This is a genomic window from Enterococcus ratti, from assembly GCF_001886195.1.
Classification (GTDB): domain Bacteria; phylum Bacillota; class Bacilli; order Lactobacillales; family Enterococcaceae; genus Enterococcus_B; species Enterococcus_B ratti.
On record NZ_JXLB01000008.1, the window covers coordinates 105,244 to 123,819 of the forward strand.

The following is an 18,576-nucleotide window of genomic DNA, read 5'->3' on the forward strand; positions in this document are numbered from 1 at the left end:
TATCGTTACATAAACAGAGAAGCTGTTACATTGATTCTGAGGAAGATCAAATAGTTGGGTGTTTCTAGATCTCAAATGTTGTGCTTTACATTTACTATTATAACAAAATTATGATATATTTAAATCAAATAGTTATTATACTTATTATAAAAAAAAATTATGGAAGTGAACGTATGTTAAAATTACTAACGACGTTTCGTGTTGTTTACGAGACAAGGAATTTTTCTAGAACAGCCGAACTGCTGTTTTTATCTCAACCGGCTGTTTCTAATCAAGTCAAACAATTGGAAAGAGAATTAGGTGTGACACTGTTTGAACGTAATGGTCGAAAAGAGATGAAACCTACAAAACAAGCAGAGTTGCTTTATGAGCGAGCATTAATTTTGTTAGAAGAATGGCAAGAGACTCAGCAACAATTATTGGATGAACAAAACAAAGAAGAAGTATGTCGGATCGTAGCTTCGCATACATTTGCTGTTTATTTATTGCCTAAACTACTAAAATATGTTCTTCCTAAACACCCTAAAATTAATTTTATTATTTCTTATGCTAATTCTTATGATGCATTAAATCAAGTAGCTAAACATGAAGCAGATTTTGGATTTATTGAAAAACCGTTAGAGACAGCTGGCGTTCAAAGATTTGCTTTGATGGACGACGAGTTAGTAATTGCTGGTGATCCAGAAAGTAAGCTTTGGTTGGTTCGAGAGTCAACTTCAGGTGTTTTTCATTATACACAACGATATTTTGAAGAAAAGAATATTCAAGGTAAAAAGATGTTAGTGAAAAGTAATGAGGTTATTGCTGCTCTTTTAAAAGAAGGAGTTGGCTGTTCTATCTTATCAAAACGTGCTGTGCCAGAAACTGTCCCAATGAAGAGCTTAACTTATCATAGAAAATTCTATTTGATTCAACGAACGAATTTGGTGTCTGAAAATCTGCAATCCATTGCTAAAGAAATTTTGATTTATAATGAATTTTACAAAAAAAAGGATGAAAAATGTTGAGAAAAATTTTTTCTTGTCGCTTCACAAATGACTAAAAGACAGCTGAATAAATGAATTTAATCTAAAAAATATAGTTTTAAGTTTTCACAAATGTATTTTCTTTAGCTTTCAATTATACAGCGTGACCGCTATAATATAAAACAGTATGGTTTTTAAGAAAAGGGATGAAACATGGAAAAAAAAATAAATGCTTTGAAGAGTAATCGCGATAATCGAATCGATTATGGTGTGATATTACCAGTCTTTTTATTATGTTTAATTGGTTTGCTTTCATTATATGTTGCGCTTAGTCATGATCCCAATCATCCTTCCGTGTTAAGAGGTGTAGGAATGCAGGCGGTTTGGTACTTAGTTGGTTCGGCTGCTATTATTGTCATTATGCACTTAAATTCGAAATGGATTTGGAAACTAACGCCTTATCTTTACGGTTTGGGATTAGTTGTTATGGGATTGTTGTTAAAATTTTATGATCGCAACCTTGCAGCGTCTACCGGGTCAAAAAACTGGTTCAGTTTTGGTTCTTTTACATTTCAACCAGCTGAGTTGATGAAAATTGCATATATTTTAATGATGGCACTGATTGTTACAAAACATAATACTCAATTGAAAGAACGTACAGTGAAATCAGATTTTTGGTTGATTGCTAAATTGTTGATTGTTACTTTGCCGGTTTTGGCTTTGATTATGGCGCAAGATGATTTTGGAACGATGTTGGTCTTTTTAGCTATTTTTGGTGGAGTGTTCTTGATGTCAGGTATTTCTTGGCGAATTATCGTACCTGTTATTGTTTTTGCAGTTGTCATAGGTGCTGGTACGATCTTTTTGGTTACAACGGAAGGTGGCCGAGATTTACTTTATAAAGTAGGCTTTAAGTCTTATCAGTTTGCCCGAATTGATTCTTGGCTTGATCCTTTCCATGATGCAACAGGTAGGAGTTATCAACCCGCACAAGGGCTATTAGCTATTGGAACGGGCGGATTATTTGGTAAAGGGTTTAATGTGAGTAATATTTATGTTCCAGTACGAGAATCCGACATGATTTTCACGGTTATCGGCGAGAATTTTGGATTTATCGGAGGTGCATTTGTTATTTTCTTGTATTTTATTTTGATTTATCGGATGATACGTGTCTGCTTTGATACAAATAATGAATTTTATGCTTATATTGCCAGTGGATTAATCATGATGCTTTTATTCCATGTGTTTGAAAATATTGGGGCAAACATTGGACTATTGCCATTAACAGGCATCCCGCTTCCTTTTATTAGTCAAGGAGGTTCATCTATTTTGGGGAATATGATCGGTGTGGGGCTAATTCTATCCATGAGGTATCAAAATGAAGCACCGGAAAAAATTTCTAGGAGGTAACATCGTTGTATCATTTTTATTGGTATCCTAAATGTTCCACTTGTAAAAAAGCCAAAGCTTGGCTAGAAGAACATCATATTGATTATCAAGCAATTGATATGATTACTTATCCGCCAAGTGCAGAAACGCTCGAAAAATGGTTGACGTACAATACATTTCCTATGCGTCGTTTATTTAATACGAGTGGGATGCAATATCGAGAGTTAGGGTTGAAAAATCAATTGAATCATTTCTCTATCTCTGAAGTCAGCCATGTTCTTTCAAGTGATGGCATGTTAATTAAACGACCACTAATTGTCAAAGATAAACAACTTGTCGCAGTTGGTTTTAATGAAAAAATATATGAAGGAGTATTGATATAAGATGGCTGGGAAACATTTAAAGAAAAAAGAGAATCTATGGATTTTATTTAATGGTAAAGAATATTGTGTTGGTTTAACCAGTGAAGCACAAGAAGAATTAGGAACGATTACTTTTGCTAGTTTGCCAAAGGTAGGTCAAGTATATCAAAGTGGTGAACCATTAATTGAAGTAGAAGCAGAAAAAGCAGTTAACGAGTTTGCTAGCCCATTAAGCGGTACGGTATCTTCAATCAATGAAAAGATTAATAAAGATGTCTGCGTGCTAAACGACCAAGATGAAATGAATGCTTGGATCTTAAGTTTTAAAGACGTAGACCCAGAAGAATTTGCAAAATTATAAGGTGAAAATTGTCTGAAAATTTTAAGAAGCAATGAGTAAATTGTTGACACGTTATTTATCAACTGCTATAATCATACCAATCATAATTAAAGCTTTGAAAAGAAGAGTACATGTCACGGACGTTTAAAGAGAGCCCTGTTTGCTGAAAAAGGGTAATGAAAATGAGATGGAAGATGGTCTTAGAGCAGAGTAAGTGAGCCATGGCAAACTTGCTACGGGCGTGCCCGTTACAGCACAACAGTATACGTAAAGATTCTTTTAAAATCTTAATCAAGTACTGGTAGAGGCTGTTGTTGTGAAATAGCAGCAAATCAAGGTGGTAACACGGAGGTTTAAGCTTTCGTCCTTTTGCTAAAGCAAGGGACGAAAGTTTTTTTGTATTTTAAAAACAAAAAGAAAGATGTGAGCGCTATGTCATTGATCCAATTAACTAATGTCAAGAAAACATTTAATGGAAAAAATGGAACGATCCAAGCGGTAAATGATGTTTCATTGCACGTTGAAAAAGGAGATATTTACGGAATTATCGGTTATTCCGGTGCAGGAAAAAGTACGCTCGTGCGGTTATTAAATGGTTTGGAGCTGCCAACAAGCGGAACAGTCATTATCAATGACCAAGAAATTACAAAATTAAAAAATAAAGAATTAAGAAAGTTTCGAAAAAAAATTGGCATGATTTTTCAACATTTTAATCTATTGTGGTCAAGAACCGTTTTAGAAAATATTGAACTTCCTTTAGAGCTAACAGGGATGCCAAAAGCTAAACGTCAAGAACGAGCTAGAGAATTGTTAAGGCTAGTAGGATTAGAAGGAAGAGGCGATGCGTATCCTTCACAGTTATCGGGCGGACAAAAACAAAGAGTTGGAATTGCCCGTGCATTAGCAAATGATCCCGAAATTTTGCTTTGTGACGAAGCAACAAGTGCGCTAGACCCACAAACAACGGAAGAAGTATTGGAATTATTGGCAGCAATCAATAAAAAGTTAAAGTTAACAATTGTGTTGATCACTCATGAGATGAATGTTATTCGCAAAATTTGTAACAAAGTTGCTGTAATAGAACGGGGAACGGTCGTGGAAAAAGGTGATGTGTTAAAAGTGTTCAAACATCCCCAACAAGAAGTAACGAAACGATTTGTTCAACAAGACATTGAACCAGAAGCAGATTCTACAGAGCTGTTGGCAGAATTGATTAAAGAAAATCCCAACGGACGGTTAGTTACATTAGTATTCAATGAAAAAAATGCAAACGAACCAGTAATTTCACAAGCTATTCGTCAATACAACGTAGATATTAATGTTGTTTATGGAAAAATTAAACAAACGGCAGAAGGTTCTTTTGGTTCTTTGACGACTTTAATGACCGGAAAAGAAAAAGAACTGGATCAAGCAGAAAGTTTCCTAAAAAAACAAGGTGTAGGAGTGGAGGTGATCTATTGTGGATAAAAGTTTTGCTAAAACGTATTTAGACTTTAGTCAAATTAACTTGGAGACGATGAAAAAGGCGTTGATGGATACACTTTACATGACGATTATTTCCATGATATTAGTCACAATCATCGGATTGGTGCTTGGGCTGATCCTTTATTCCATTGGTCGTAAAAATAAACCATATGCGCGCATTATTTACGGAATTGTTTCGGTTATCAGTAACGTTTTTCGTTCCACGCCTTTTATGATTTTAATGGTTTTGATCATTCCATTTACAAAAGCAATCGTGGGAACAATGCTAGGAGCTCAAGCTGCAATTCCTGCTTTAGTTCTATCAGCTGCCCCTTTTTATGCGCGCTTAGTTGAAATTGCTTTTCGTGAAGTTAATCCGGGGGTTTTAGAAGCAGCGGATGCTATGGGAGCAAGTTACTGGGAAATTATTTGGAAAGTTTTAATTCCAGAAAGTGTACCTGCACTGATTTCAGGTTTAACCGTTACAACCATTTCAATGATAGGCTTTACTGCCATGGCAGGAGCAATCGGTGCGGGCGGTCTAGGTGGTCTTGCTTGGCAAGAAGGTTATCAACGAGGAAATCTTACGGTGACGTTTGTGGCCACTTTAGTGATATTAGTGATTGTCTTTATTGTTCAAGGAATTGGCGATTTCTTAACGAAGAAAACAGATAAAAGATAAGAAGATGTAGGAGGACGAAAGAGATGAAAAAGAAAATTTGGGGTTTAGTGGCTGTTGGATTGTTGACGATTGGCTTAGCGGCTTGTGGAAATAGCAACACCAACAAAAATGCTTCAAGCAATGATGATACTACTTTAAAAGTGGGGGCTTCACCAACTCCCCATGCAGAAATTTTAGAACACGTGCAGCCTTTATTAAAAGATGAAGGAATCAATTTAGAAATTGTAAAATTTGATGATTATGTATTACCTAATCAATCGTTGGCAGAAGGAGATATCGATGCGAATTATTTCCAGCATATTCCTTATCTAAATAAAGAAATAAAAGACAAAGACTATGATTTTGTCAATGCTGGTGCGATTCATATTGAACCAATGGGATTATATTCAAAGAAACTCAAAAATATTTCAGACTTAAAGAATGGTGCCACGGTGATTACTTCAAATTCAGAATCTGACTGGGGACGCATTATTACTATCTTGCAAGAGGCAGGATTAGTTAAAGTAAAAGATGGGGTGGATTTAGAAACAGCAACATTTGATGACATTGTTGAAAATCCTAAAAAACTAAAATTTAATCACTCAATTGATCCTTCCTTACTCGCTTCTACTTATCAAAATGATGAAGGGGATCTTGTAGCTATCAATGCGAACTTTGCTTATGGAGCTGGTTTAAATCCATTAAAAGATGCGGTTTTATTAGAAAAGGATGATTCACCGTACGTAAATATTCTTGTGACACGAAAAGGTGAAGAAAATAATCAGAAAATCAAAAAATTGCAGGAAGTCTTACACCGTAAAGACGTTCAAAACTGGATCAAAGATAAATGGGGCGGCTCTGTGAAACCAGTAGATGTGGATGTAAAATAAGCAATGGTTGTCTTTTATTTAAGGTACAGAAAATTTTAGTAAACCAATTTTTTCTATAGATGGTGTATAAATGAAGCTGGAAATTTTTATCAATTATTGCTATCAATTCTGTCTTTTAAAAAGACATTGTTCCTAATTAAAAAAGTAAGATGATCGTTGGAATTTATTCTGATGTTTGTCTTACTTTTTTGTCTTTAAAAAGTAAGTAGGAGACAAAAGTGTTTTTTCTCTTCATTAAATAAGGATGAAACGCCAGTGTTTTGGAAATTTTATCAAAATCCACAATAAAAGGTTAAACACTTTTGTCCTGCTCACTTCTAGGGTGTTTTTCAGGAAAAAGCTAATGAATTTTATTAAGAAAGTTTTTTTTGCTTTGGATTTTTAATGAAATCCTTCATTCTCCTTAATGGATTTAATTCCCTTTAACATACGATTTAATCCGTCTTCAAGCTTTGAAATAGGGCAACCAATGTTTAATCGTAAAAATTGAGCACCATTTCCTCCATAAATAGTACCGTCCATAATAGCTACTTTCCCGGTAGAAACCAATTTTTTCTGTAAAATAGATATATCTGAAACTATTTCAGATATATCCAGCCACATTAAATAAGTTGCTTCACGATCAACGATTTTTATACGAGGCAAATTTTTTTGAATAAATGTTTTGACATATTGCTGATTTTTTTCTAAATACTGGTTTAATTCATCTACCCAATAAGCGCAATGTTGATAAGCACTCATAGTAGCTAACATGCCAAAAATATTTGGTGAAGATAGTCCGTCTGCATTTTTTAATTTTTGATGAAAAGCTTTTCTCAGTTGAAGATTTGGGATGAGTGTATAAGCAAAAGATAAGCTAGGAAAATTAAACGTTTTTGTTCCACTAGTGATAACTGCCGTTTTTTCGTAATGAAAACTAGTGGCTGGTAAATGTCTTTGTCCTTTACTTAAAATGTCCATGTGAATTTCATCTGATAGTAAAAATACAGTATATTTTTGACATAGCGCAACAATCTTTTCTAGCTCTTGTTGTGACCATGCTCTGCCGGTTGGATTATGTGGAGAGCAAAGCAGAAGGAGTTTATTTTCTGGTTGAGCTAATTGTTTTTCTAGATTAATAAAATCAATAGAGTAACAATTATTTTCGTAAATTAGTTGGTTTTCTACTACTTGTCGTCCGTTGTCTTGAATGACCTTAAAAAAAGCATCATAAGCAGGTGTCTGTAAGACCACCCCCTCACCTTTTTTAGAGAGCAATTGAATAAAAGCAGATGCTGCATAGATTACGGTAGGAGTGTACATGATCCATTCTTTCTCAATAATGGCATCAAAACGTATTTGATACCATTGCTGAATGGCTTTTTTTAATTCGTCATAATTCCAGCGTGTGTAACCAAAAATTGGATGTTTCATTCTTTTTGTTAAGGTTTCTAGCACTTCATTTGGAACCATAAAGTCTGTATCTGAAATAGTGAAAGGAAGTAAGTCGTCTTCTCCAAAACGATCTTTTACGAAGTCCCATTGTGTACAATAAGTGTCTTTTCTATCAATTACCGTATCAAATAACATTATTTTTATCCACCTTTTTATTCTAAAATCAAATCAAGTTGATTGCGAACGGTTGTAACTTTTGTTCCAATGATTACCTGTACGTTTTGACGATCAAGATGAACGACACCTAATGCGCCCAGTTGTTTCAACTTTTCATCATCCACTTGATTTGCGTCCGCTAAAACTAGCCGTAAACGTGTAATACAATTATCTAATGATTGAATATTCTCTTTTCCACCAAGTGCTGCTAAAATTTCTTTTGCATCGTAGTTGTCAGTTTGTGGCAAACTATTTTCATGATTGGTGCGTTCTTTTTTTTCTCGCCCGGGTGTTTTTAAATCAAATTTTAGAATTACTGTTTTGAAAACAAAATAATAAATACCAAACCATAAAATACCTATAATTATTACCCACCACCATTTTGTGGTGTTTCCTTGAAGTAAACCGAAAATAATGAGATCTAAAATTCCACCGTCTGTGTTTCCAATAACGACACCGAATAATGCCATGACCATAAAGCCTAAACCAGTCATTCCTACGTGAAACAGCCATAATGACGGGCTGATGAATAAGAATAAAAACTCAATTGGTTCTGTAATGCCTGTTATGGTTGTTGCAACTACACCAGAAATTAATAAGCCTTTTATTTTATAACGGTTTTGTAATGGTGAGGTATGATACATTGCTAAAGCTGCTGCTGGTAAACCGAAGATAAAAGTAGGCATTTTACCTTGTGATAAAAAAGCAGTAGCATGTGCGGAAATAGGTAGATTATTTTGCAGTTCTGCATAAAAAATATTTAATGCACCAAAGATTTCCTTTCCATTAATGACTGTTGCACCACCTGCTTCAGTAAAGCGGATCATGGAAACTAGAATATGATGTAATCCAAATGGTAAAAGCAGTCGTTCCCCTGAGCCAAATAAAAATGGTCCTAAAATACCGGAACGCTGAATAAGCAGGCCGACTGTCGTGATTACGGTCGCAAATAAAGGCCAGATTAATGGAATGATGAGACCAATAATTCCTAAAACAAGTGAGGTAATGATTGGAACAAAACGAGTGCCAGAAAAGAATGCGAAACTATCTGGTAATTGAATAGTATAAAACTTATTATGTAATTTGTAAACGATGAGACCTGCAATCATTCCTCCTAATACCCCCATCTCAATTGTTTGAATTCCAAAAACCATTCCTTGTCCAGCTTCACGTAAATGAGCTGCATCGGCCAAATGATTCGTTGAGATTAAATAAAAATTGATGGTCAAATTCATTACTGTGTAACCGACAAATCCAGAAAAAGCGGCTATACCTTTTTCTTTATGGACTAAGCCTAAGGGGATTGCCATGGCAAACATTACAGGTAAATAAGTAAAAGCAAATCCGCCAATTACTGATAGGAATTGAAAGCTGGTCTTAAGAAGAGGATGATCTAAGAATGGTAAAGTGTTGAGGATGGACTCACTGGAAAAAGAACTACCTATCCCTAAAAAAATTCCCATAAAAGCTAATAGAGCTACGGGTAACATAAATGTTTTCCCTAAGCCTTGGAAAAATTCCCATAAACTTATTTTCTTTGGTTTCATTTTAATATCTCCATTTCTTTTTTCTCTTTATTATTATCGTATCAAACATGGTTTCTGTTTTTCTGCGATAGATTTATTATAGACGGCTCTAAATAGGTAAAAAAGAGGATGTCAACATTTTGTATCCGCTTACATTATCCAGTAATTGGTTACATTGAATTGAAAGAAATAGTGCTTATTTTTCTTTTATTTGTTCTGCATACATGTGTCAAATAGACAAATACTCGTAAATCTTGAATTTAAGTCTACTCTTTTATGATAGTGAGAAGTTCCTTTTGCAATTAATGAAATGGTTGATAATTTTTCTAAACTACTACCATTCATTGAAACGATACTAACGATCGGTATTTTTTGTTTGTGAGCGATATGTGCATAGGTAAGAATCCCTTTTGTTTCTCCTGTAAAGCTTACAAAAATAGCTAAATCTTTTTGATTTAAGTTAGATATTGCCATTTCTTTTTCATCCCAATCTGAGCGAGCAAAGGCTTTTTTTCCTAAAAATGTCAATTTACGTGCAAAATCTATACAAATAGGTAAGCTACCTCCTAATCCAAAAACTTCAATTGTATTGGATTGGTCAATCATCGTGATAATTTGTTTTACCTTTTTTTCAGTTAGCTGTTGAAATGTTTCAGTGACATTTGAAATCATTTGACTTGTAATTGTCTGAAAACTATGGAGATTTGCTTCTTCTTGTTCCATAGGCATGGTTTGATCAATCGCATATTTTAGTTCTTTAAATCCTTGATATCCAAGGTGTTTAGCGGTACGTGAAACGGTTGCAGTCGAAACAAATAAATCAGAAGCTACTTCATAAATAGTTTTTCTACCGATAATAGGTAGATGCTCAAATATATAATCAAGTACTTCATTTTCAACTTTACTTAAAGCAGAACGCTTTTTTTCTAATAAAGAAATTAAACGATTGTTTGACAAGCTAGTACTCCTTTCCACACTCAAAAAAGTCTACTTTATTATAAGATATGCGTTATTTATAAATATTATTTTTTGATTTCATATTACAAAAAATATAGGGATAAAAGGAAAAAATTAATGGACAAAACATAGAAATATTGTAAATAATTATACAGGAAAATAAATGGTGAATTATAGGTAAAGTTCACCTAACAGCAATATTTTCAATAAAATAGAAAAACTTTTAGTTATTAGCTAAAGCTTTAATTAATTGCGCTAGTTCATGAGATTTTATTGTATAAGAAATAATCTTTAGAGAAGGGGATTATAAAAATGATAATTAAGTCTTAGAATTATATAAATTATTATTTAATATTTATTATTTAATAGTAATATGTAGGAGACTTTCATTTTTAATCTATGTTCTAACATTGAACTTCATTCTCAATTAGTCTAAAATGAATGAGAACGAAAGAGAATTTGGAGGGAATGTGCATGTCTGTCTTAGAAATAAAAAATTTACATGTAGCAATTGAGGAAAAAGAAATCCTTAAAGGTGTGAACTTAACAATGAAAACGGGCGAGATTCATGCAATCATGGGTCCAAACGGAACTGGAAAATCAACTTTATCTGCGGCTATTATGGGAAATCCTAATTATGAAGTAACAAAAGGTGAGATTTTATTTGACGGGAAAAATATCTTAGACTTAGAAATTGATGAACGTGCACGCCTAGGTTTATTTTTAGCGATGCAGTATCCAAGTGAAATTCCCGGTATCACAAATGCAGAATTTATGCGAGCAGCCATTAACGCTAAACGTGAGGAAGGCAATAAAATGTCTGTGATGGACTTTTTGAAGAAGTTGGATGAAAAAATGGCTCTTTTAAATATGCCCGAGGAAATGGCAGAACGTTATTTGAATGAAGGCTTTTCTGGGGGAGAAAAGAAACGCAATGAAATTTTACAATTATTAATGTTGGAACCGACCTTTGCGATTTTAGATGAAATTGATTCTGGGTTAGATATTGATGCATTAAAAGTTGTCGCAAAAGGAGTCAATGAAATGCGTAGCGAAGATTTTGGGGTCTTAATCATTACCCACTACCAACGGCTGTTGAATTATATCACACCTGATGTAGTACACATTATGATGGAAGGTCGCGTTGTAATGACGGGGAATGCAGATTTAGCTAAACGCTTAGAAGTAGAAGGCTATGCTGGAATCAGTAAAGAATTAGGAATCGATTACAAAGAAGAAGTGTAAGGAGGGGCTGAAAATGAAAAAAACAAACTGGCTCGATCAACTGGATGCTGTCACCACTTTTTCTTTAAGTAAAGGTGAACCTCAATGGATGACCGAGTTTCGTCGAGAAGCATTGAAAAAAGCCAATGAATTACCGCTTCCTCATATTGATCGTGTAAAATTTCGTCGTTGGCCACTATTTTCTATTCATGAAATGGCAGATGAGATGAATGAATCAGGACATGTGGTGGCTTTTGATCAAATGAAGGATAATCCAATGATTGTTCAACAAAGGACGTGGACAGTAGTTGAACAATTGTCTGCTGAGTTAGCCGAAAAAGGGGTTATTTTTACTGATTTATTTACTGCTTTACAAGAATATCCTGAGTTAGTCCAAGAATATTACATGAAAAAAGCAGTGAAAATGGATGAAGATCAATTAACAGCCTTGCATGTGGCATTTATGAATACAGGGTTATTCTTATACGTACCAAAAAATGTTGTGATCAATGAACCCATTGAAGCTCTCTTTATTCAAGTTGGTGAAATTTCACAACACTTTTTCAAACATGTCTTGATTGTTGCAGATGAACACAGTGAATTTTCTTACCTTGAGCGTTTTCAAACTACCGGTGAAAATCTTCAAAAAGCCTCGGGAAATATTATTGTTGAAGTCATTGCTAAAGCGGGTGCAAGGGTTAAATATGCAGCAGTCGATCAATTAGGAGAAAATGTTACTTCCTATGTGAATCGGCGAGGATATATCTTACGTGATGCATCGATTGATTGGGCAATAGGTGTGATGAATGACGGTCATGTGATTGCAGATTTTGATTCTGATTTAGTAGGTGAAGGAGCTCATGCAGAAGTTAAAATTGTTGCGATCAGTTCGGGAAAACAAATTCAAGGAATTGATACACGCGTAACTAATAAAGCCAAATATACGGTTGGTCACATTTTACAACATGGGGTAATCAAAGAGCGAGGAACACTCACATTCAACGGTATCGGGCATATTTTAAAAGGTGCAAAAGGAGCAGATGCTCAACAAGAAAGTCGTGTATTAATGTTTTCTGATAAAGCACGTGGAGATGCCAATCCTATTTTATTAATTGATGAAAATGAAGTGACAGCAGGACATGCTGCAAGCGTGGGACGTGTTGACCCAGAGGAAATGTATTATTTAATGAGTCGTGGGTTGCATAAAGCAGAAGCAGAACGTTTAGTCATTCGCGGATTTTTAGGTGCCGTCTTAACTGCTATTCCGGTAGAAGAAGTACGAAAAGAACTGGTAGAAGTTATTGAAGGGAAGTTGAATACATGATTTCAATAGAAAAAATCAAACAAGATTTTCCTATCCTTTTTCAAGAAGTCAATGATGAACCTTTAGTCTATCTTGATAATGCAGCTACTACGCAAAAGCCAAAACAAGTCTTAGAATCATTAAGACAGTATTATGAACAAGATAATGCCAACGTTCATCGTGGGGTGCATACTTTAGCCGAACGAGCAACGAAGAACTATGAACAAGCAAGAGACAAAGTGCAACGCTTCTTGAATGCGTCTGATCGAGCAGAAATTTTATTCACCCGTGGAACCACAACTAGCTTGAATTGGGTGGCAAGAAGTTTTGGAGAAGCCTTTCTTCAAGAAGGAGATGAAATTGTTCTTTCTTATATGGAACATCATTCTAATGTGATTCCTTGGCAACAAATTGCTAAAAAAACAGGTGCCGTATTGAAATACATCAATTTGACAGAGGAAGGATTTCTCGATCGGGCACAAGCAAAAGAAATGATAACCGATAAAACGAAAATCTTATCGATTGCGCATGTCTCAAACGTGTTAGGTGTGGTTAATCCTATACAAGAATTAGGAGAAATGGTGCATAAACGAGGCGGAATTTTAGTCGTTGATGGCGCACAATCAGCTCCGCATCTACCCATTGATGTACAAGAATTAGATTGTGATTTCTTCGCATTCAGTGGGCATAAAATGTGTGGACCTACAGGAATTGGTGTGCTGTATGGCAAACGAAAATGGCTGGAACAAATGGAACCCATAGAATTTGGAGGAGAAATGATCGATTTTGTCGATCTTTATGAAAGTACTTGGAAAGAACTACCTTGGAAATTTGAAGCAGGTACACCCAATATTGCTGGTGCGATCGCTTTAGGTCAAGCAATTGATTATTTAGAAAATCTCGGACTTAACACGATCCATCATTATGAAGAAGAACTAGTCGCTTACGTATTACCTAAATTACAAAAAATCAATGGGTTGACCATTTATGGTCCGCAAGATTCTGTTTATCGTACAGGCGTAGTAGCCTTTAATCTTGAAGGTTTGCATCCGCATGATCTTGCGACAGCACTTGATATGGAAGGAATAGCAGTGCGTGCAGGACATCATTGTGCACAACCGTTATTAAAATATTTAGAAGTTTCATCTACAGTAAGAGCAAGTTTTTATTTTTACAATACCAAACAAGATGCGGATCGTTTAGTTGAAGCAATTCTTGCAGCAAAGGAGTTTTTTCAACATGGCACTTTCTAAACTAGATAATCTGTACCGTCAAGTCATCCTTGATCATTCGTCACATCCCCATCATCGCGGCACATTGACTGAGTCAACAGGAAAAATCGAATTAAACAATCCTACCTGTGGAGATGTCATTGAATTGCAAATTGCAGTTAAAGAAGGCATTATTGAAAATATTGCCTTTGACGGCAGTGGTTGCTCAATTAGTACAGCTAGCGCCTCGATGATGACAGACGCTGTAATCAACAAGTCCGTTGAAGAAGCTCATCAGTTAATTGGTGATTTCTTGCAGCTTGTTCAAGGCAAAGAAGTTAAAGCAATTGATCAATTAGGCGACGCTGCAATGCTAAGTGGAGTAGCTAAATTTCCTGCTAGAATTAAATGTGCGACGTTAGGCTGGAAAGCATTAGAAAAAGCAATGGAAGAAAACGGTACTGCAACCTTCCATCATGCTCATCAAGAAGAGGAGTGAGAATATGGGCGTACCAGAGTTAGAAGAATATAAATTTGGTTTTCATGACGACGTAGAGCCAATTTTCAGTACGGGTGAAGGCCTAACTGAAGAGGTTGTGCGTGAAATGTCCAAAATTAAAGGTGAACCGGAATGGATGCTGGCATTTCGCTTGAAATCCCTTGAAGCATTCAATAAAATGCCAATGCAAGAATGGGGACCTGATTTATCAGATATTGATTTCAATGCTATTAAATACTACCAAAAGCCAAGCGATAAGCCAGCCCGTGATTGGGAGGATGTACCCGATAAAATTAAAGAAACCTTTGAAAAAATTGGGATTCCAGAAGCAGAACGTGCCTATTTAGCTGGAGCATCTGCTCAATACGAATCAGAAGTCGTCTATCATAACATGAAAGATGAGTTTGAAAAATTGGGAATTATTTTTACCGATACAGATTCTGCTTTAAAAGAATACCCAGAATTATTCAAAGAATATTTTTCAAAGCTTGTGCCGCCAACTGACAATAAATTAGCGGCGTTAAACTCAGCGGTTTGGTCCGGCGGCACATTCATTTATGTACCAAAAGGTGTTAAAGTGGATATTCCTTTACAAACTTATTTTCGGATTAATGCAGAAAATACAGGGCAATTTGAACGTACATTGATTATTGTGGATGAAGGTGCCAGCATTCATTATGTAGAAGGCTGTACTGCTCCTACTTATTCTAGCAACAGCTTGCATGCAGCAATCGTAGAAATTTTTACTCGTAAAGATGCTTATTGTCGTTATACTACGATTCAAAATTGGTCCGACAATGTTTACAATCTTGTAACCAAGCGGGCAAAAGCCTATGAAGGTGCGACAGTTGAATGGATTGATGGAAACCTTGGGGCGAAAACAACGATGAAATATCCGAGTGTGTATTTAGAAGGAAAAGGTGCTCGTGGTACGATGTTGTCTATTGCCTTTGCTGGAGCAAATCAAATTCAAGATACTGGAGCGAAAATGATTCATAATGCTCCTAATACTTCAAGTTCCATCGTCTCTAAATCTATTTCAAAAGATGGCGGAGAAGTTAATTATCGTGGACAAGTCACATTTTCCCAAAATAGTGCTGGCTCGATTTCTCACATTGAATGTGATACGATCATCATGGATGAACTTTCAAAATCTGATACCATTCCATTCAATGAAATTCATAATAGTCAAGTATCCTTAGAGCATGAAGCCAAAGTTTCAAAGATTTCAGAAGAACAACTTTACTATCTCATGAGTCGCGGGTTGACCGAAACTGAAGCCACAGAAATGATTGTTATGGGGTTTGTCGAGCCATTTACCAAAGAATTACCGATGGAATATGCCGTCGAATTAAATCGCTTGATATCGTATGAGATGGAAGGCAGTGTAGGGTAAAGCTATTATAGGAGCTAGAATCTTTGGTATACAAGGGTTCTAGCTTTTTTGTTGTGCCTTGATATTAGAAATAGCCAGCTTTTGACCAGTTCTTTTACTGATGAGCCATCATAGGTAGGTGACGACGATACTCGTATTAGCCAAACTTGCTTTGGACAATGAAGCAAAGCACAATGAAGAATTTATTGCCGAATGGATGTATCAAAATGTTCCTGAGAAAGTATGGAATATTCCTGAAATGAAGGACTTTTGGGGCATTGCTCTCGAATGAAAAAAAGGCTCAATCAAATGGAAATCATGAGTATTAGAGACCTAGCTAATTGGAATCCATACACCATATTTGAAGTTATAGCAATTTTTAGTATTATCAATTGAAAAAGTACGATTTATTCAATATATCATCTTGAAAAAGAAATCTCTTTTATGATTTTTTGAATATAAAAAGAGAAATACGAAATACAAAAATGCTTTATTATGATTTTTTTGCTGTTTCTATATAGGACTTGAGAGGGATTTTTAAATTAAATGTAAGGGAAAAGAAATTTTTTTTGCGTTGTAACAAGTATTTCTGTAGACAGAAAAATAGTCTATCAATCTATTTGTACTTTTCTTCACAATTCAATATACTTGAACAAACATACAACAATAGAGAAATGAGGTAAGTTGATGATTATGCCAAAAATGAAAACTTTCACTGGATTAGCAACTGCTATGTTTCTTTTTGAAATGTTATTTCCGACAGTTTCAATAGGTGTTCAAGCAAGTGAGATTTTTAATGAAGAAATGAGCAAAGTGGAAAGTATTTGTGTTTCAGAAGAAAAACGAAGTAATCAAGTACTTAAAATTCTTCAAGAAATGTATGCTTAAGAAGCTAAAAAAGCAAATATTAACAGTGTAAAAGAGATGGAGAATAGTGATGAATATACATTAACGCCTGAAGATGAAGCGAGACTGGACGAAGCAACTAGTACTTATTTAAAGATGGTAAGCTATAATCCACGCTTAAGAGGCTTTGGTTGTAATTGGTGGAATAATTGACTAAATTGAGAAAGCTAAATAAAATAATCAAACAAATAGCTTTATTTCTAAGTTATTATTCTGTTTTTATAGATGCCTGATGACCTCGATGCATCATATTTCGAACAATCCGAGCACCGATGCTTGTTTATTTTGATTAAATTTATCTAGTTTCAGTTTAAATTTTTTATTTTCAATGTTTAGTAGACGATCGCGACGTTGAGTTTGAAGGAAAAAAATATTAGCAAAAGAAATTGAAATGCGTAAAGGAACAGTAAATGAGTTAAGAGCTTATCAAGGGGTGCAACTTGGAAATATTAAGGACGCAGGTTAGCGGCTATGGCTATAATGTAAAGGGCTTATAGCATGCTATTTGTTTCTTTTGTTACTATTTGAAATAGTCAGTGGAAAAACGGTTAAAACTTTTTTAGAATGAGTGTTCAGAATACTTGAATATTATTTTTGAGAAAGGCAGATTAAAAGAGTAGGTTACAGTTAAACAATGCTTTGCAAGCAAATAGAAGCTGGGACAGAAGTGTTTAACTCCGAGAAATAAAAAAGTATTCAAGAAAATTGCTTTTCAAATTTTTATGAAATTCGGCTTATTTCCGAAGGAGTTGTTACTATGAAAAAAGCGTTGTTGGTAGTTAATCCTAGCTCTGGAGGAGAAAAAGCAAAAGAATATGAAAAAATGATTCATGAAAAATTAAAAACATTATTTGATGAAGTAAGGGTTCTTTTTACTGAAAAAGCAGGAGATGCAAAAAAATTTACTCGTGAAGCAGCTAGTTCTAACTATCACAGCGTATTTGTGATGGGGGGAGACGGAACAGTGAATGATTTAGCTCGAGCTTTGAACATCTCGTTGGAGCCAGAAAAGGCTATCCAAAATCTTTCTATAGATTCTTTCAAATCTATAGATATCGGCAAAATTAATGATGCTTATTTTATGAATATCGCAGCAATTGGGACTATTCCTGAAGCCATCAATGATGTTGAGTCAAAAAAGAAAACCAAGTACGGAAAACTTGCTTATTTTATTTCCGGACTTAAACAATTGATTGATACGCAATCTTATACGTTTCAATTAAATATAGACGGTCAAAAAGAAATGATTAAGAGTAGTACGCTGCTCATTGGCTTGACAAATTCAATTGGTGGGTTTGAAACATTGATTCCTAACGCAAAAGTAAACGATGGGAAGCTGCATTTTATTTACTTAAAAGATTCTTCTCTTCTTGACACGTTAAAAACTATCCCTGATTTATTAAAAGGTATAGAAGAGTCAACCAATCATTTGGCGTATCAAACATGTGAAAAAATTGCCATCTCATTAGTAGATGATGTGGAATTAGCGACCAATGTGGATGGAGATGAAGGCGAAAAATTACCTGTTAGAATTCATGTGTTGCCTTCGCATTTGACGATCTATTGTTAATAAAATCAAAGATTTTTTGTTAGTTGTTAATGGTTTTTTGATTATTCAAAGAGAATTAATAGGTATCAAAAATGAAACTCCGATTTTTATAAAATAGGTGACGCATTTTTTAAGTAGGTTCACATAATGGCTCAGATATAAAATCTTCGATTAACTGTACGTTTTTGTAAGATCCCTTTTAAATGAACGAATGGATGCTACCACAGAGAGTTTCAAATTTTGCAGCAGTGGTCGGTCTTATTATTCATGAAACAAAAAATCAGAAAAATTAAACTGACTCTAAAAAGATAGTTTGAAAAGCTATCTTTTTAGAGTCAGTTTTTTTATTATTGTCTTTAGACCTA

Annotated in this window: 17 protein-coding genes, 1 pseudogene and 1 other annotated feature; of the genes and pseudogenes, 15 read left to right on the forward strand and 3 right to left on the reverse strand. The window is 34.8% G+C overall.

Going from position 1 to position 18,576, the window contains the following annotated elements:
• Positions 1-173 precede the first annotated feature (173 nt).
• From RV14_RS05415 to RV14_RS05445, 7 genes are all read left to right on the forward strand, one after another.
• The gene (locus RV14_RS05415) at positions 174-1,007 is read left to right on the forward strand and encodes a LysR family transcriptional regulator (protein WP_071855279.1); all 834 of its coding nucleotides are present in this window, start codon (positions 174-176) and stop codon (positions 1,005-1,007) included.
• A gap of 171 nt (positions 1,008-1,178) precedes the next feature.
• On the forward strand, positions 1,179-2,375 hold the full coding sequence (locus RV14_RS05420) for an FtsW/RodA/SpoVE family cell cycle protein (RefSeq protein ID WP_071855280.1): 1,197 nt from the start codon (positions 1,179-1,181) through the stop codon (positions 2,373-2,375).
• 5 nt (positions 2,376-2,380) lie between these two features.
• Positions 2,381-2,737, forward strand: a complete 357-nt coding sequence (locus tag RV14_RS05425; RefSeq protein WP_071855281.1) for an arsenate reductase family protein — start codon at positions 2,381-2,383, stop codon at positions 2,735-2,737.
• A 1-nt stretch (position 2,738) separates the two neighbouring features.
• The gene (locus RV14_RS05430; RefSeq protein ID WP_071855282.1) at positions 2,739-3,077 is read left to right on the forward strand and encodes a glycine cleavage system H family protein; all 339 of its coding nucleotides are present in this window, start codon (positions 2,739-2,741) and stop codon (positions 3,075-3,077) included.
• Between the two features lie 85 nt (positions 3,078-3,162).
• Positions 3,163-3,428, forward strand: a binding site (T-box leader).
• Between the two features lie 60 nt (positions 3,429-3,488).
• Positions 3,489-4,523 carry a methionine ABC transporter ATP-binding protein gene (locus tag RV14_RS05435; protein ID WP_071855299.1) on the forward strand — a complete coding sequence of 345 codons (1,035 nt, stop codon included), beginning with the start codon at positions 3,489-3,491 and terminating at the stop codon, positions 4,521-4,523.
• Complete coding sequence (locus RV14_RS05440; protein WP_071855283.1) at positions 4,516-5,202, forward strand: methionine ABC transporter permease; 687 nt, start codon at positions 4,516-4,518, stop codon at positions 5,200-5,202. The genes RV14_RS05435 and RV14_RS05440 overlap by 8 nt, the downstream gene beginning before the upstream one ends.
• Before the next feature lie 23 nt (positions 5,203-5,225).
• Positions 5,226-6,071, forward strand: a complete 846-nt coding sequence (locus tag RV14_RS05445) for a MetQ/NlpA family ABC transporter substrate-binding protein (RefSeq protein WP_071855284.1) — start codon at positions 5,226-5,228, stop codon at positions 6,069-6,071.
• 381 nt (positions 6,072-6,452) lie between these two features.
• On the opposite strand, the gene RV14_RS05450 is transcribed toward RV14_RS05445, so the two are convergent.
• From RV14_RS05450 to RV14_RS05460, 3 genes are all read right to left on the reverse strand, one after another.
• Positions 6,453-7,640: a MalY/PatB family protein gene (locus RV14_RS05450; RefSeq protein ID WP_071855285.1), complete on the reverse strand. Its 1,188-nt coding sequence runs from the start codon at positions 7,638-7,640 to the stop codon at positions 6,453-6,455.
• A 17-nt stretch (positions 7,641-7,657) separates the two neighbouring features.
• On the reverse strand, positions 7,658-9,214 hold the full coding sequence (gene malX, locus RV14_RS05455) for a maltose/glucose-specific PTS transporter subunit IIBC (protein ID WP_071855286.1): 1,557 nt from the start codon (positions 9,212-9,214) through the stop codon (positions 7,658-7,660).
• 180 nt (positions 9,215-9,394) lie between these two features.
• Positions 9,395-10,144 (reverse strand): MurR/RpiR family transcriptional regulator, encoded by a 750-nt coding sequence (locus tag RV14_RS05460; RefSeq protein WP_071855287.1) that lies wholly within the window; start codon positions 10,142-10,144, stop codon positions 9,395-9,397.
• A gap of 474 nt (positions 10,145-10,618) precedes the next feature.
• Here RV14_RS05460 and sufC point away from each other — a divergent pair, with 474 nt between their 5' ends.
• The 8 genes and pseudogenes from sufC (at position 10,619) to RV14_RS05500 (ending at position 18,232) form a co-directional block, all read left to right on the forward strand.
• Positions 10,619-11,389, forward strand: a complete 771-nt coding sequence (gene sufC, locus RV14_RS05465) for a Fe-S cluster assembly ATPase SufC (RefSeq protein ID WP_071855288.1) — start codon at positions 10,619-10,621, stop codon at positions 11,387-11,389.
• A 13-nt stretch (positions 11,390-11,402) separates the two neighbouring features.
• Positions 11,403-12,692, forward strand: coding sequence for a Fe-S cluster assembly protein SufD (sufD, locus tag RV14_RS05470; RefSeq protein WP_071855289.1), 1,290 nt, complete (start codon positions 11,403-11,405; stop codon positions 12,690-12,692).
• Positions 12,689-13,924, forward strand: coding sequence for a cysteine desulfurase (locus tag RV14_RS05475; protein ID WP_071855290.1), 1,236 nt, complete (start codon positions 12,689-12,691; stop codon positions 13,922-13,924). The genes sufD and RV14_RS05475 overlap by 4 nt, the downstream gene beginning before the upstream one ends.
• Complete coding sequence (sufU, locus tag RV14_RS05480; RefSeq protein WP_071855291.1) at positions 13,911-14,381, forward strand: Fe-S cluster assembly sulfur transfer protein SufU; 471 nt, start codon at positions 13,911-13,913, stop codon at positions 14,379-14,381. Before RV14_RS05475 ends, sufU begins: the two co-directional genes overlap by 14 nt.
• 4 nt (positions 14,382-14,385) lie before the next feature.
• Positions 14,386-15,777, forward strand: coding sequence for a Fe-S cluster assembly protein SufB (gene sufB / locus RV14_RS05485; RefSeq protein WP_071855292.1), 1,392 nt, complete (start codon positions 14,386-14,388; stop codon positions 15,775-15,777).
• A gap of 133 nt (positions 15,778-15,910) precedes the next feature.
• A pseudogene (locus RV14_RS12040) lies at positions 15,911-16,143 on the forward strand (Y-family DNA polymerase); the annotation flags it as partial.
• A gap of 300 nt (positions 16,144-16,443) precedes the next feature.
• The gene (locus tag RV14_RS05495; RefSeq protein WP_071855293.1) at positions 16,444-16,644 is read left to right on the forward strand and encodes a hypothetical protein; all 201 of its coding nucleotides are present in this window, start codon (positions 16,444-16,446) and stop codon (positions 16,642-16,644) included.
• Between the two features lie 775 nt (positions 16,645-17,419).
• Positions 17,420-18,232: a diacylglycerol/lipid kinase family protein gene (locus RV14_RS05500; RefSeq protein ID WP_071855294.1), complete on the forward strand. Its 813-nt coding sequence runs from the start codon at positions 17,420-17,422 to the stop codon at positions 18,230-18,232.
• The last annotated feature ends 344 nt before the right edge of the window (positions 18,233-18,576 follow it).